Raw genomic sequence first — 14897 nt, forward strand, 5'->3', positions numbered from 1 at the left:
AGTCGGCCCACCACGCGGCCGACTCCGACCACCGACTCACGAATCAAGGAACGCCCCCGTGCCCGTGGACGACCGGTCCAGTCACACATCAGCGACGGACCCAGCTGAACCCATTGCCATCATCGGGATGGCCGGCCGCTTCGCCGGTGCCGACACGGTCCCGGACCTGTGGACACTGCTGCGCAGCGGCACCGATACGATCACCGAGATTCCCGCCGACCGTTACGACGTCGAAGCCGTGTACGACCCGCGGCCGCGTACACCCGGCCGTACCGTCAGCAGATGGGGCGGCCTTCTCCAGAACATCGGGGACTTCGACGCCGAATTCTTCGGCATCGCTCCACGGGAGGCCGCGAAAATGGACCCCCAGCAGCGCCTGCTGCTGGAAGTCGCGTATGAGGCCCTGGAGGACGCGGGCGTCCCGCTCTCCAGCCTGGCCGGTTCTGACACCGGGGTCTTCGTGGGCCAGACCGGCGGCGACTACTGGCACACCCAGTACGAGGCACGTGACCGGCTCGACCTGTACGGCATGACCGGAGCCGCGTTCCGCGCGGTCACGTCGGGCCGCCTGTCGTACGCCTTCGACCTGCGGGGTCCCAGCTTCACCGTCGACACGGCCTGCTCCTCGGGTCTGGTGGCGGTGCACAACGCCGTGCAGGCCCTCCGCCTCGGCGAGTGCCGGATGGCCGTCGTCGGCGCGGTCAATCTCGTCCTCCGTCCAGAGGAGGGAATCGGCTACTCCAGCGCGGGCATGCTCGCCGTGGACGGCCGCTGCAAATTCGGGGACGCGTCCGGGGACGGTTTCGTCCGCAGCGACGGGATCGGCAGCGTTATCCTCAAGCCGCTCTCGCGGGCGCTGGCTGACGGCAACCGGGTCCGGGCCGTCCTGCGCGGCTCAGCCGTGGGCAACGACGGCCGTTCCAGCGGTTATCTGACCACTCCCGGAGTCGAGGGTCAGCGCGACGTACTCGTACGCGCGTACGCGAACGCGGGCGTCGATCCGGCGGACGTGGACTACGTGGAGGCGCACGGCACCGGGACCGCTGTCGGTGATCCGGTCGAACTCGAGTCACTCGCCGAGGTGCTGGGAAGGGGGCGGTCCGCCGATCACCCCGTCCTCGTGGGCTCGGTCAAGACCAACATCGGGCACACCGAGGCGGCGGCGGGAATCGCCGGCCTGATCAAGGCGGTGCTCTGCCTCGAACAGCGCGCCGTCCCGCCGAGCCTGCATTTCGACACCCCCAACCCGGCCGTGCCCTGGCCGGATCTTCCACTGACCATCGCGACGCGGAACACGCCGCTGCCCGACGCCGGCCGGCCCGCTCTCGCAGGCGTCAGCAGCTTCGGGCTCTCCGGCACCAATGCCCACATCGTCCTGGAGGAGTACGTGCCCGCGCCGGTGGGGTCCGCCGGCGAAGGAGCACCGGACCGCGCGGAACTGCTCACCCTCTCCGCCGCGACCCCCGAGGCCCTCAAGGCGCTGGCGGCGTCCGTCGCCAGGTTCCTGACCGCCGACGACGGCGATCACCACCTCCTTTGGGACGTCTGCCACAGCGCGGCGCTGCACCGCTCCCATCTCGACGCCCGGCTCGCCCTGCCGGTGGACACTCTCCAGCAGGCCGCGCTCGCACTGGACGCCTTCGTGCGGGACGAACCCGAACCCGGTCTGTCCTTCTCGGAGTACACCGACTCCGGCCGGCGCCCACGGGTGGCCTTCGTCTTCCCCGGACAGGGTTCCCAATGGGCGGGCATGGGCCGCGAACTGCTCGACACCGAGCCTGCCTTCGCCCGCGCCATGCGGATGTGCGACGCCGCCGTGCGGGCCGAAACCGGCTGGTCGGTGATCGAACTGCTCCGCGACGGTCCCGAGGAACGCCTCGGGGAAATCGATGTCGTGCAGCCCGTGTTGTGGGCGATGGAGATCGCCCTGGCACAGGTGTGGCGATCCTGGGGGATCGAGCCGGACGTCGTCATCGGCCACAGCATGGGCGAATCGGCGGCAGCGTACATCGCCGGCTCGCTGAGCATCGAAGACGCGGCGGCCGTCATCTGCCGACGAAGTGAAATCGCCAAACGCCTGTCCGGCCGCGGCGCCATGGCCTGGGTCGCCCTGTCCGCCACCGAGGCCGCCCACGCGCTGGCCGGCCACGAGGACACCGTCGCCGTAGCCGCCGCCAACAGCCCCTCGTCCACGCTGCTCTCCGGTGACGCCGACGCTCTGGCCGAGGTCCTTGCGACACTCGACGCCCGGGGCACACCACATCGGCTCGTCAAGGTCGACTTCGCCTCCCACTGTCCGCAGACGGACGCTCTGCGGGACGACCTGCTGGAGGCCCTGAACGACGTGCGCCCCCGTCCGGCGGCCGTCCCCATCCACTCCACGCTCCTCGGCGAGGTCATCGACGGCTCCGGTATGGATGCCCGGTACTGGGCCCGCAACATGCGCGAACCCGTCGACTTCGTCGGCGCCGTGCGTGACCAACTGGACTCCGGGACAACCGTCTTCATCGAGATGAGCCCTCACCCTGTGCTGGTCGGCAGCATCAGGGAGACCGCTCGCACGGCGAGCCGGGGAGACACCACCGTGGTGGGATCACTGCGCCGCGAAGAGGACGGGCGCACCGCCCTGCTGAGCGCGGCGGGTGCCCTCCACACCGCCGGCGTGCCGGTCGACCTCGCCGCGGTCATCGGCGGCGGCCGCCACGTCCCGCTCCCCGGCTATCCCTGGCAGCGCACCCGGCACTGGCTGCCCGGACCCGATCCCGTTCGGGGGATCTCCGCGGATGCCCCTGCCCCTGCCCAGGACCCGCCTGTCACCCCGCCCCGGCATCCCCTTCTGGGAACGCCGACTAGGGCCGCCGACGGCACCCATGTGTGGCAGGGCCCCCTCGACATCCGTCGACATGCCTATCTGGCCGACCACCGTGTCCAGGACACGATCGTCGTGCCGGGAACCGTCTACCTGGAGTTGCTGACGGTGGCGGCACGTCAGGTCCTCGGCGACGGGCCGGTGGCCCTGGCGGACGTTCACTTCACGCAGGCCCTCTGTCTGGACGAGGAGGGCCCGGCTCCCGTCCTGCGGGTGAGCGCCCGCCCTGCCGGGAGGCGACTGGCCTTCCAGGTGCACAGCAGCCCCACCGGCAGCGCCCCATGGGCGCTGCATGCCGAAGCGAGGGGGTACGCCCTCCAGACGGACGCCGCGACCGAAGCCCCCGTCGACCTGGCAGCCGTCCGGGACACCCTTTCCGAACACCGCACCGCAGCCGATTTCTACGCCCACCACGCTGAACGCGGCAATCAGTGGCAGGGTGCCTTTCGAGGCCTCAGTGAACTGTGGCGCCACAACGGCGAGTCGCTGGCACGGGTCGAATGCCCCGAAGAGTTGCGCGCCACTCTGGCCGACTACCACTTCCACCCGGCTCTCCTCGACGCCGGCTGTCATGCGATGGCAGCGATCCGCCCCCGGCGGGAAGCCGATCCGGAAGGCGTGTTCGTCCTCGGCGACATCACGGAGTACCGGTGCTACGACCGGCCTGGAACCGAACTGTTCGGCCACGCCCGTCCGGCACAGGGCCAACGCTCCGACTCCGTCACCGCCGACCTCGGCATCCGCGACGCCTCCGGACGGCTCCTGGCCGAGATGCTGGGTGCGCGCCTCCACTACCTTGCCGGCCCGGCGGGGGACGAGACCCCCGGAACCACTCCCGGCCGCCCTGCGGTCGGCGCACCGCAGCGCACGGACGATCCGGACAGCTGGATGTACGACGTCCGGTGGAAGGCGCTGCCACGCCCGATCGCCGGCGGTGCGCCCTCGGACCGTGGCACGTGGCTGGTCTTCACGGACAGCGGCCCCTTCGGCAGAGCCGTGGTTCGTGGGCTCGCGGCCGAGGGAGAGGACGTCGTCGTCATCACTGCCGCCGCCACCTACCAGGCCGCCGATAACCGGTTCCGCATCAATCCCGGTGACACGGCGCATTTCTCTGCGGTGCTGGACGAGGTGGCGGGGCGTGGTGGACTCCGCGGCATCGTGCACATGTGGTCCCTGGACGCGGAAGCGGGGCTGCAAGCGACCGGGAAGGAGATGGACAGGGCTCAGCTTCTGTCCTGCGGCAGCGTCATCCACCTCGTACAGGCCCTGGATGCCCGGGATCTTCCCAGCGCACCCGGACTCTGGCTGATCAGCCGGCACGCCCAGCGGGTCACACCGGACGACCTGCTGGTCGCTCCCTTTCAGGCTCCGCTGTGGGGCCTGGGACGCACGCTCGTCGCCGAGCACCCGGCTCTTCGCAGCCGTCTCGTCGACCTGGACCGCAACCCCAGGAGCGTGGCCGCCCTGGTCGCGGCCCTGCTGACCCCCGACGACGAGGACCAGATCGCACTGCGTGACGGCACCCGCCACGTCGCCCGCCTGGTGCCGCATCGAAGGGCCCTCACCGGCGAGGGCCCGGCCACCGCGGCGCGCCTCTCCCTCCCGCCGTCAGGCCCAGTCGACGACCTGCACCTGACGCCGGTGGCCCTCCCCGTGCCCGCCCCGGACGAAGTCACCATCCGTGTCTCGCACGCCGCGCTCCTCACCCCTCCCACCCCAGGCGCCGCCCGCCCCCACCCGACGCGCGGTGATCAGCCGCTCGGCACGGGGTGCTCCGGGACCGTGATCGCTGTCGGCGACGGTGTGTACGACGTGGCCGTCGGCGACCAGGTCATCGCCCTCGCCGAGAACGCGACGGCCACACACGTCGTCACCATGGCCGTCCTGACGGCGCCGAGGCCCGAAAACCTCAATCCCGCCGCCGCAGCCGCACTGCCCGGGGCGTACCTCGGCGCCTACCACGCGCTCCACGAGCGTGCCCGCATCGGGAAGGGCGATCGTGTGCTCGTCCACCCGGCTGCCGGGGGAACCAGCCCGGCCGCCGTCAACGTCGCCCGCTGGCTCGGCGCCGACGTCCATGTCACGGCCACCGGCAGTACCGGATTCGACGCGGTCGTGAACACCCTCGCGCGAGAGGCCGCAACCGCCGGCCTCTCCCTGCTGGCGCCCTACGGCCACTACCTGGACCTCACCGCGCCCGGCACGGCCGGCCTCGCCCCCCTGAACCGAGGCCCCCTCGCATCCAACATCACCCTCCACGCCATCGATGCCGTCCACATGATCAAGCACCGCCCGCACCAGGCCGGCGCCGTGCTGCGGGCGACGGCCGACCTCGTCGCCAAAGGCGTGCTCGCACCGCTGTCCCACCATGAGTTCAGCGCCGCCCGAGCCGCGGAGGCCCTGCGGTCGACGGCCGGGCAGCAGAGCGCCGGCGAGATCGTCCTTGCCTTCACCGACGATGTGCTTCCCGTCCCGCAACCCAGCCAGAAGCCCGAGGAGCCTGCCGCGCGGGTGCACCCCGTGGGCACCTACCTCATCACCGGCGGCACCGGCGGCATCGGGGCGCAGGTGGCCTCGTGGCTCGTCGACCGGGGTGCCCGCAGCCTCCTGCTGACCGGCCGGACCCCGCTGCCCGACCCGGCGACCGCCGCGCCCGACCATCCCCGGGCCACACAGCTGGCGGTGCTGCGCGATCTCGCCCGGCGCGGCGTCGACGTCCAGTACGCAGCGGTGGACTCGGCAGACCACCAAGCCATGCGCGCGCTTCTCCACGAACGAGGCCGTCAGGGCAAGGCCCCGCTGCGAGGGGTCCTCCACGCGGCCGGGACACTCGACGGCGTCCTGATACGCGACATGACGGCCCGGCACCTCAACGACCACCTGAGGGCCAAGGTCTCGGGTGCCTGGAACCTTCACCGGCTGGTCCGCGACGTACCACTGGACATGTTCGTCCTGTTCTCCTCGTGTTACTCCGTCCTGTCCGCACCCTTCCTCGGCGGCTACGCGGCCGGAAACGCGTTCCTCGACGCCCTTGCCCACCACCGCCTCGCCGAAGGAGCACCGGCCACCTCGGTCAACTGGGGCTACTGGGCTGGTGTCGGCATGGTCGCCCGCAAGGAGGAGGAAGGCGGCCGCAGCCTTGTCCCGAAAGGCATGGCGAGCTTCTCGCCCGCCGAAGGCCTCACCCTCCTGGACGGCATTCTGGAAGACGGCGCCTCTCACAGCGTCGTCCTGCGCGCCGACTGGCAGGCATGGGCGCGTGCCTACCCGGACGCGGCCCGTGTCCCGCTGCTCAGGGAACTGACCGCCGGCGGTGACCGCGCCGCGACGCCCGTTCCGGACGATCCGGCGCGATCGAAGACCCGCGCCTCGCGGACGGCGCGGCCCGGCCGGCCGGAGGTTCCCGTAGTTTCGGGGCCGGTCGATGCCGTGCCCACCGCGGCGGTGTCCGCGAGCGCGGCGAACTCCGTCCCCGGGGGACGGACAGCGCCGGATCCGAAGGTCGTCGAGGCGCTGAAGGAGGCGGCCGCGGAGATTCTTGGCCTGGAGCCGGCGCGTGTGAGCCTGGTCCGGCCACTGAACAGGATGGGCATGGATTCGATGACGGCGGTTCAGCTGAGAAGCAGCATCGACCGGCAGTTCAAGGTCAAACTGCCGATGATTCAGATCCTCCGGGACAGCTCCATCGACTCACTCGCCCAGGCCGTCGCCGACGCGAAGGCCCCCATGACGACCGACGCCGTGTCGGAAGGAGCGTCCTCGAAGTGAAGACCCCGGACCTGTACATCGCCGGTCTCGGCGTGTACGTCCCTGACATCCTCGACGCCGGCAAGGCGGTGGAGTCGGGCCTGTACGACGCCGACGACCACGAGCACCAGGGATGGACCGGCGCCGCCGTCGCAGGCGACATGCCGGCACCGGACATGGCGGTGCGGGCGGCGCGCCAGGCCAGTGAGCGCGCCGGCCTCCACCCCCACGATCTCGCCCTCCACATCCACGCCTGCCTGCACAAGCAGGGGCCCGGAGCATGGTCGGCACAGCACTACATTCTGCGCCACCTCACGGACCGCGACATCCCCGCCTACCAGGTCTCGCAGGGGTGCAACGGACTGCTCGGATCGATCGAGCTCGCCGCCTGCTACCTCCAGGCCGTCCCCGAACGTAAAGCCGCTCTCGTCACGGGCTCCGACAATCTGGGCTCACCGCACTTCAACCGCTGGGCCTCCCTCGAGAACGGTCTCCTCGCCGACGCGGGAAGCGCCGTCCTGCTCACCAAGCAGCCCGGGTTCGCCCGCCTCCTGTCGATCAGCAGCGGATCCACCGCCGAGGTCGAGGAGCAGTTCCGCGAGGAAGAGTTCCCGCCCGCGAACGTCGGCGCGACCGCCCCTGCGACGACCCACGCCGGCGTGCGGCCGGAGGCCGACCGGATCCTGGACGAGTCGGTGGCCGAAGCGGTGGGACGGCAAGGCGAACTGCGCACCGAACTCGCCCTACGTTCCATCGCTGAGGCTGATCTGGACGTCGACGACATCACCCGTGTAGCGCACATCTTCACCGGCCGGAAAAGCTACCTCAAGGGCATCCTCGACCCGCTGGGCCTCAGCCCGGAGCAGGGACTGTTCGATTTCGGGCGGCGCGTGGGACACATGACGGTCAACGACCAGATAGTGGGGCTCAACCACCTGGTCGAAACCGGGCAGGTGGGCCCCGGCGACCATGTCCTGATGGTGGCGCACGGAGCCGGTGTCTCGATCTCCTGTGCCGTGGTCCGCATCGATCACGTTCCGGCCTGGGCAAAGGGGGGAATCTGAGCTTCACCTGTCGTGCGACGAGGGGAATCGCGACGCCGGTCCGACCGCTCGCCGTGCCCCCGTGCCGTCCGTGCGGGGCTGGGCTAGGACGGCCGGGCGAGGACCTGGCGGGTGCCGCCCGAGCCCGCCGACCGTATCGCCGCCGCAGGCGCTGTTCCAGGTGAATTCACCCTGGAACAGGCGGGGACGGCGCCTACAACTGGTTGAAGTACCAACCCGGGGACCGGTTCTGGGCGTTCCAGTCCATCGAGACCGGCGTCTCCCTTGCCCTGACCGCGCTGCTGTTGTACTTCATCATCCGCCGCATCCGCCGCATCGCCTGACCCAGAGAGGGCCGTCGGGTCATATGCCCGGCAGCCGTCGGTACCCTTGCTTCCCGGACCAGTGACCTACGCCGCTCTCATTCCAGGGTGGCCCGCGCCGGTACGGCGCCACTCCTGCTTTGCCCGCCCGGAGAAGCCAACGCCTCGTCCGGCGCAGTCCGGGAACTCGGCACGGTGACCGCAGTGAGGTTCAGCCAGACGTCCATCTCGAGGCTGGCCGTTCCGTACGGGCGTAGGTGTGACTAGGGCAGCGTGGTCAGGCCGCGCCGGTCGGCGGGCCTGAGCGGTCGCCCCGGCCCGGCATGGGCAACTCAATACCGAGCGCCGCGGCCGCAGGCTGGACATCGGCAGGCCACCGAATCATGACCTGCGAAGCCTTCTGGCCGCCGTCCTCCACGTGAACCGGCCTGGCATCCCGTGGCGCTAACTGCCGCACGACTGCCCGCACTCACGTGATGCTGCTTTCGATTCGGCGTGACGGACGGGGGCGGCCCCGGGGGCGTGCCCTATACGGCAGGGGCGAGTCCGGGGTGGGTGGAGGTTGCACCGGTCAGGGCCGTGGTGCTTCGGTGCTCGGCTGGGTGGTGGGGTGAGTGTTGCCTACGTCGGCAGGGGTGGCCCGAATGATGCGTGGGGCTGTGGCCTCAGGGGAGGAGGCATCCCCTGATGTCGGTGGGGTCTGGTCGGATTTCATCGCCTTGGCTTCGCTCTTGAGGATGCGGGCCGATTTGCCCATGGAGCGTGCGAGTTCCGGGAGTTTCTTGGCGCCGAAAATCAGTATGACGACGATGAGGATGATGGCGATCTCGCTGATGCCGAACATGGGTGTGCGTCTTCTCCCCGGTAATTGAGTGGCAAACGGCGGCTGAGATTTCGGCGTGGCGCACCTGCGGGGATGCCGGACGCTTGTGAGCGCACGGAGCGCACGGAGCGCACGGAGCGCACGGAGCGCACGGAGCGCACGGAGCGCACGGAGCGCACGGAGCGCACGGAGCGTCCGCGGCCCGGATCCCTGCCGAAGCGGGCGGGGGCGGCTAGAGGTGGGTGGAGATGGCCGGGATCAGGTCCTTGAAGGTCCGGCCGTTCGCCCCTTCACCGATGGCGGACATGTTCCAAGCGCGGCCGGTGCGGTGGACCTTGGCCATGATTTGGGCGGTGTACGGGCCGCCGCCGGAGAGGGTGTAGCGGGCCAGTTCCTCGCCTGTGCTCTCGTCGACGAGGCGGCAGAAGGCGTTCTGTACCTCGGCGAAGGTCTGTCCGGTGAAGGAGTTGACGGTGAAGACGATCTGGTCGACGTGTGCGGGCAGGCGGAGGAGGTCCACGAGGATCGACTCGTCGTCGCCGCCCTGGCCGGCGCCGCCGATGAGGTTGTCGCCAGTGTGGCGGACGGAGCCGTCGTCACTGATCAGGTGCTGGAAGAAGACGACGTCCACCGGCTCCGTGCCGGCGAAGAGTACTGCGGAGGCGTCCAGGTCGATCTCGCGGGCGGTCAGTCTGGCGAGGAAGCCCTTGCGTGGTGCCGCCTGCCAGCCCAGGCCCATCCGCACGACGTTGAGGGTTCCACCGCCGGACTTCTCCAGGCTGATCTGCTGGCCCTTGGTCAGCGTCACTCCCATATCTGCTTCCTCCTGATGCTCGGTCGTCGGGCCAACGCGGGACCCCTGCCGCATGGGTGGCGGCATGTCGAAACTACAGGACTGTAGAAGTCACTGGCAGGAGGCTTCCACGCCAATCAGGCGGAGGCGGCCTGTCCCCCCTCGGAGCGGAGGCGTGCGTGACGGAGCGAGAGGCGTCAGTCTCGCGAGGGTGTCACGGGGTCGGTGAAGTCCGGGCTTGCGAAGTCGGGGCTGGTGTATCCCAGGCGGGTGCGGCGTTCTGGGAGCGGATCGTTGACGGTCGGGCGGGGCGGTGGCGGCTGTGCGGCGGCGCAGGAGGCAGTTGCGGGCAGGCGCAATTGCTGGTGCAGAAAGGGCAGCGTGCCGCGTTCCAGCAACGCCTGGCGCCACGCTTCGCGGGCGGCCATGGCGGACGGTGTGTCGGCGTGGCGCGGATTGCCGCCGGGTGCGGGGAGGTGCCGCATTGCGGTGGCAATCAGCGCAGCGGCAGCGGCGAGGGCGGCGAGCCCGGCCAGGGCTGCGACGATCCAACCGGTGCCCACGAGTCCAGCCGCGAGGTGCTGTTGAGTACCGGCGAGTCGGAGGCTGTAGCCAAGGAGCAGGCATATCGCCGATGCGGTGGCTGACAGGACCGGAGTGAGCACGGCCAGCGCCGTCAGTAGCTCGCGCCCGCCTGTCGAAGCATCCACCTTCCGAGGGTGCCCGAAGCGGCGGGCTGCGGAGCGTCCGGCCGTGGCCCGTAGCCGGAGGTAGGCGGTGTGCTCGGCGGCAGCCGCAGCTGAGATGGCCTCGGTCGCGGCCACTGCCTGAGACCTCAAGTGCTCGGCATCGACTCCCGCGTCCGCGTGCCGTAGGGCCGTGCGGATCTCCTGGGACTCCAGGGCGAGGCGCAATACCTGCGCGAAGTCTGCTTGGTCTTCCGCCTCAAGGCGGTCAAGGGCGTGCATGAGTGGAGTATCCCGATCGTGTCTGCCCACGGGCACCGACCGTGACCGCTGCGGGCGTTGTCGCGTTCGCCCGGCCGCGTGGGCAGATGGGTGTCCTCACGCGGATGCGCACCTGGTGCTGACATCCTTGCCCGGCAAGGCGGCACCCCGGCCGGTGGCCGGGGCACCGGTGGTGTTCCCTCATGTGGGAGGGAGGTGAGGCGTCAGACGCCGACGCCGAAGTCGGCGGCGATTCCGGCGAGCCCGGAGGCGTAGCCCTGGCCGACGGCGCGGAACTTCCACTCCACGCCGTGACGGTAGAGCTCGCCGAAGACCATCGCGGTCTCGGTCGCGGCGTCTTCGCTCAGGTCGTAGCGGGCGAGTTCCGCGCCGCCTGACTGGTTGACCACGCGGATGAAGGCGTTACGGACCTGGCCGAAGCTGTGACCGCGGTTCTCGGCGTCGTGGATGGAGACCGGAAAGACGATCTTCGCCACGTCCGTGGGGACGGTGGTCAGGTTGACCTTGAGGGACTCGTCGTCGCCCTCGCCCTCTCCGGTGAGATTGTCGCCGGTGTGCTCGACCGAGCCGTCGGGGCTCTTGAGGTTGTTGTAAAAGATGAAATGCTGGTCGGAGAGCACCTTGCCGCTGCTGTCCACCAGTAGTGCGCTGGCGTCCAGGTCGTAGTCGGTGCCAGTCGTGCTGCGTGCATCCCAGCCGAGTCCGACGAGGACGGCGGTCAGACCCGGCGCCTCCTTGCTGAGCGAAACGTTGCCGCCCTTGGCCAGGCTCACACCCATGTTGCTGTTCCCTTCGCGCGTTCCACCGCGCCCTCGAATGAGGGGCGGTCCCTTGAGCATCAGAATCTACAGCACTGTAGAAGTTGTTGATGGTTCCCATGCCGGATGTTCCGGATCGGGTGTGCGCCTGCCGGGGCTGGGTTCGGAGTGCGGTCCTTCTCCCGTCCTCGGTAGTCCGGAAGGTCAGCCGCGCAGTCCCTCGTAGTCGGGGCCGATGGTGAGGGTGATCGGCCCGGGTGCCGCGTTCCGTCCGGCTTCGGGGGAAACCTGGGGGGCGAGCCGGGCCGCCAGCGCTTCGGCCTGCTGCTCGGATCCCGCGGCGTAGGAGACTGTGGTCGCCTCGACCGGTTCCGGGGCATTGCCTGTAGTGGTGACGATGTATCCGGCCGTGCGCAGTTGCCCGGCGACCTTGGCTGCCTGGCCGCTCGTGCCGGTGCCGTTGAGGACCTGAACCTTGATCGAGCTGGTCGGGACGGGCTTGGCGCTGGTCAGCTCTTCCTTGTCGATCTCCTGATCTTTGGCCAAGGCGGTGAACAGCGTCCGTGCCTGCGGGTACTGCCAGGTGATGTTGGCCTTGTCGGTCGGGACGTCCAGCTCGCGGGGGTAGTTGGGGACGGTGAGGAAGGTCAGCCGGTCACTCGGTATGCCTTTGACGTCGGAGGCCAGGTCGTACAGAGGCTTGATGCCGTCCAAGGACTCATCCGTGGTCAGCGACTTGGTCGCCGAGTCCAGGAATCCGTACAGGCCCTTTCACCCTTGACGCTCTGGCAGCCGGCCTCCAGGTCGAGGTGCGCCTTCGTGTCGTGGATCGGCTCCTCGGGGCAGACCTCGATGCCACCCAAGGCGTCGACCATGCCTTTGAATCCCTGGAAGTCGAGGGAGGCGAAGTGATCGATGCGCAGCCCGGTGTTCTGCTCGATGGTTTTGATCGTGCAGGCCGCCGCGCCACCTACATCACCTCCGGTGCCACCGATGGCGAACGCCTCGTTGATCTTGAAGTGGGAGGAGTGGACTTCGTGCCGTCCCCGCGCTCGCAGGCGGGTATCTGCACCCAGGAGTCGCGGGGCAAGGAGAGAGCGGTGGCCCATTTCCGGTCAGCGGCGATGTGGACGACCATCAGGGTATCGGACTGCATTGTGGTCAGGCCCTTGCCGTACGCGGCGTTGTCACCGTCACGGCTGTCCGAGCCGACCACAAGAATGTTTTTCGCCCCCGGGCTGAGATTGGCCGGGCGCCCTTCGCCGATCTTGTTCTCGACGGCAGCAGTGTGGATGTTGCCGTCGAGACTCTGGTACATCCACGTGCCCACGCCGGCCACCCCCAGGATCACCGCGGCCAGGAGGCCGCCGGCCCAGGTCAGTATCCGGCCGCGCCGGGTCAGCCGGCCGGTCTTGCGCCGATGACCGGCCCGCGGCCGGGCCTCGGCCCGGCCGGTATTGCGCTGCGTGTGCATGCTGTTCTCCACCACCCACCGGGCCCGGTGCGGGTCCTGTCTCTCTGCCGCATATTTCCCGTACGCGAGTGCGTTGGGACCCATACGGCGCAGCCAAAAATCTACAACGGTGTAGAAGTTTGTGGGCCTGGCGGGGACAGTGAAGGGGTGCGGGCGGCGTACTCTCGCCTGAATCCGGCGGTGCGACGGAGGGGACGTGCAGGTGGAACAGGAGCAGAAAGCAGTGCCCACGCGTCCTGAAGTGCGCCGAAGAGGGCCCGGTGAACTGGAGGCCGAGGTGCTGGCGGCGCTCCAGGGCACATCAGGACCTGTGACGGCGGGCTGGGTGCGCGACCAGTTGGATCGTGGCCTCGTGTACACCACGGTGGTGACGATCCTGACTCGGCTGCAGGCTAAGCAGGCCGTGGCCCGCTTCCGGTCCGGCCGCTCCTTCCCGGTGGACGGCGACGACGGATCGAGCGGGCCTTGCTGCCCGGCGGATGCGTCGCGAGCTGGAGGGCGAGAGCGATCGCCGTGCTGTTCTGACCTGTTTTCTCGCGGGGCTGCCGCCCGACGACGAACAGGCACTGCGGCGCCGGCTCGAGCGCACGGGCCGCACCCGGGGCCCAGCCTGCGGGAGCGTGCCAGAGGACTGATCGGCGGCCGGGCTGCGACTCAGTACGATGAACCACTGCGAGCCGGTGTGCGGGACACCTGGAGGGAGACGGATGTGGCAGACCAGAACCAGGGCGACCCGGACCAGCCCCGTCGACGCGGCCAGGGCGAGCTGGAGGCGCAGGTGCTGGCCACGCTGCGCCAGTCTCCGGGGCCCGCGAGCGCGGCCTGGGTGCAGGAGCGGCTCGGCGGCAGCCCCGCCTACACCACGGTGATGACCATCCTGACCCGCCTGCACGCCAAGGGTGTAGTGGCCCGGCAGCGCGCGGGCCGGTCCTTCCAGTGGACTCCGACCGCGGACGAAGCCCGTCTCGCCGCTCTACGCATGCGGAAAGTCCTGGACGGCGAGAGGAACCGGGAGGCGGTCCTGGCCAGCTTCCTCACCTCTCTTACCCCGGGTGACGAACAGTTGCTGCGCACCCTACTGTCCCAGGTGACCGACGAGCCGGAAGAGTAGAGCCATGGGCGTCTTTGTTTTCCTGCCGCTGGTACTGCCCTTAACCGCCTGGCCCATTGCCCGCCTGGCCGCACACCATCTCCACCCGCGCACCGCAACCTGGCTGCTGTCCGCGGTCGCGGGAGTGCTGGCCGTGTGCAGCACCCTGTGCCTGGTGCTGCTGATGGTGGTCGGCACCGCCCAACTGCCGGGCAATCCGCTGCCCGACGGCTGGTCGGACCCGGAGGTGCGCGAGGCGGTGCCGTACGACGAGGTGGCGGGCAAGGCCGCCATCCCTGCCCTGATCGCCGTGTTCGCCGCGTGCGCGAAGGCGTCCTGGCGGCATCATCGGGTGCGGCGCAGTGCCGTACGCGCACTCATCGGGCTGCCCGATACCTCGGTCGCGGTGCTGCCAGACGAGGCCCCGTACGCCTATGCGCTGCCCGGCTCCCGCAGCCGGATCGTGGTGTCCACGGCGCTGCTGTCCTGTCTGGACGCGCCGGAGCGCCGGGCGCTGTTCGCGCACGAGCGGGCCCATCTGGCCGGCTTTCACCATCGGTTCCTGATCGCTGTGCAGTTGGCCGCGAGGGCGAACCCTTTCCTGCGGCCCTTGAGTACCGTGGTGGCCTACACCGCCGAAAGATGGGCGGACGAGGATGCTGCTGATGCGGTAGGTAGCAGGCGGGTGGTAGCGCGTGCGATCGGTAAGGCCGCGCTTGTCTCCCGCGGGGCGCCCGCGCCCACGCTCGCCGGCGTGGCCGCGCCGGGACCGGTGCCGCGTCGGGTCGAGGCCCTGCTTGGTCCCGCCCCTGTCTCACGTAGGTGGCCGCCTGTTTGCACAGCCGTGGGCATGGCGGCCTGGGCTGCCGCGGCCGGTACGACAGTCTCTGCGCTGTCCTCGGCGAACGCGGCTCTCACCTTGTTCTTCGTCCTGAAGGCGGCCACCCCGCTGTAAAAAGCGCAGTTCCTTCCGGCGGTGTTTGCCAGTGTGGGGCCTACCGGCCAGGCC

8 protein-coding genes and 3 pseudogenes are annotated in these 14897 nt (G+C 69.8%); 6 read left to right on the top strand and 5 right to left on the bottom strand.

Features of this window, described 5'->3' with window-relative positions; translation table 11 throughout:
- Window positions 1-64: 64 nt before the first annotated feature.
- The 3 genes and pseudogenes from ACFU5K_RS18730 to ACFU5K_RS18740 all read left to right on the top strand — a co-directional run.
- Window positions 65-6637 (top strand): acyltransferase domain-containing protein, encoded by a 6573-nt coding sequence (locus ACFU5K_RS18730; RefSeq protein WP_384062756.1) that lies wholly within the window; start codon window positions 65-67, stop codon window positions 6635-6637.
- Window positions 6634-7680 (top strand): ketoacyl-ACP synthase III family protein, encoded by a 1047-nt coding sequence (locus ACFU5K_RS18735; protein ID WP_384062738.1) that lies wholly within the window; start codon window positions 6634-6636, stop codon window positions 7678-7680. Before ACFU5K_RS18730 ends, ACFU5K_RS18735 begins: the two co-directional genes overlap by 4 nt.
- Window positions 7681-8322: 642 nt before the next feature.
- A pseudogene (locus ACFU5K_RS18740) lies at window positions 8323-8427 on the top strand (IS5/IS1182 family transposase); the annotation flags it as partial.
- A 126-nt stretch (window positions 8428-8553) separates the two neighbouring features.
- Here the strand turns inward: ACFU5K_RS18740 and tatA are convergent.
- The 5 genes and pseudogenes from tatA to ACFU5K_RS18765 all read right to left on the bottom strand — a co-directional run bounded on the left by tatA (window position 8554) and on the right by ACFU5K_RS18765 (window position 12798).
- Window positions 8554-8826, bottom strand: coding sequence for a Sec-independent protein translocase subunit TatA (tatA, locus tag ACFU5K_RS18745; protein WP_384062740.1), 273 nt, complete (start codon window positions 8824-8826; stop codon window positions 8554-8556).
- A 211-nt stretch (window positions 8827-9037) separates the two neighbouring features.
- Window positions 9038-9619: a TerD family protein gene (locus tag ACFU5K_RS18750; RefSeq protein ID WP_384062743.1), complete on the bottom strand. Its 582-nt coding sequence runs from the start codon at window positions 9617-9619 to the stop codon at window positions 9038-9040.
- A gap of 176 nt (window positions 9620-9795) precedes the next feature.
- Window positions 9796-10566, bottom strand: a complete 771-nt coding sequence (locus ACFU5K_RS18755) for a hypothetical protein (RefSeq protein WP_384062746.1) — start codon at window positions 10564-10566, stop codon at window positions 9796-9798.
- Between the two features lie 203 nt (window positions 10567-10769).
- On the bottom strand, window positions 10770-11345 hold the full coding sequence (locus ACFU5K_RS18760) for a TerD family protein (protein ID WP_384062749.1): 576 nt from the start codon (window positions 11343-11345) through the stop codon (window positions 10770-10772).
- A 183-nt stretch (window positions 11346-11528) separates the two neighbouring features.
- Window positions 11529-12798: pseudogene (locus ACFU5K_RS18765) on the bottom strand (LCP family protein).
- Window positions 12799-13021: 223 nt separating this feature from the next.
- On the opposite strand from ACFU5K_RS18765, the pseudogene ACFU5K_RS18770 reads away from it, so the two are divergent.
- From ACFU5K_RS18770 to ACFU5K_RS18780, 3 genes and pseudogenes are all read left to right on the top strand, one after another.
- Window positions 13022-13433, top strand: a pseudogene (locus tag ACFU5K_RS18770) (BlaI/MecI/CopY family transcriptional regulator).
- Between the two features lie 74 nt (window positions 13434-13507).
- Window positions 13508-13909 carry a BlaI/MecI/CopY family transcriptional regulator gene (locus ACFU5K_RS18775; protein WP_384062751.1) on the top strand — a complete coding sequence of 134 codons (402 nt, stop codon included), beginning with the start codon at window positions 13508-13510 and terminating at the stop codon, window positions 13907-13909.
- Window positions 13910-13913: 4 nt separating this feature from the next.
- Complete coding sequence (locus ACFU5K_RS18780; RefSeq protein ID WP_384062754.1) at window positions 13914-14843, top strand: M56 family metallopeptidase; 930 nt, start codon at window positions 13914-13916, stop codon at window positions 14841-14843.
- Window positions 14844-14897 lie beyond the last annotated feature (54 nt).

Source organism: Streptomyces sp. NPDC057428, assembly GCF_042803195.1.
Taxonomy (GTDB): domain Bacteria; phylum Actinomycetota; class Actinomycetes; order Streptomycetales; family Streptomycetaceae; genus Streptomyces.

What these genes read in the sequence shown, in the direction of transcription:
- tatA (WP_384062740.1), bottom strand. Translation starts at nt 8,826, where the DNA reads ATGTTCGGCATCAGCGAGATCGCCATCATCCTCATCGTCGTCATACTG.
- ACFU5K_RS18750 (WP_384062743.1), bottom strand. Translation starts at nt 9,619, where the DNA reads ATGGGAGTGACGCTGACCAAGGGCCAGCAGATCAGCCTGGAGAAGTCC.
- ACFU5K_RS18755 (WP_384062746.1), bottom strand. Translation starts at nt 10,566, where the DNA reads ATGCACGCCCTTGACCGCCTTGAGGCGGAAGACCAAGCAGACTTCGCG.
- ACFU5K_RS18760 (WP_384062749.1), bottom strand. Translation starts at nt 11,345, where the DNA reads ATGGGTGTGAGCCTGGCCAAGGGCGGCAACGTTTCGCTCAGCAAGGAG.
- ACFU5K_RS18780 (WP_384062754.1), top strand. Translation starts at nt 13,914, where the DNA reads ATGGGCGTCTTTGTTTTCCTGCCGCTGGTACTGCCCTTAACCGCCTGG.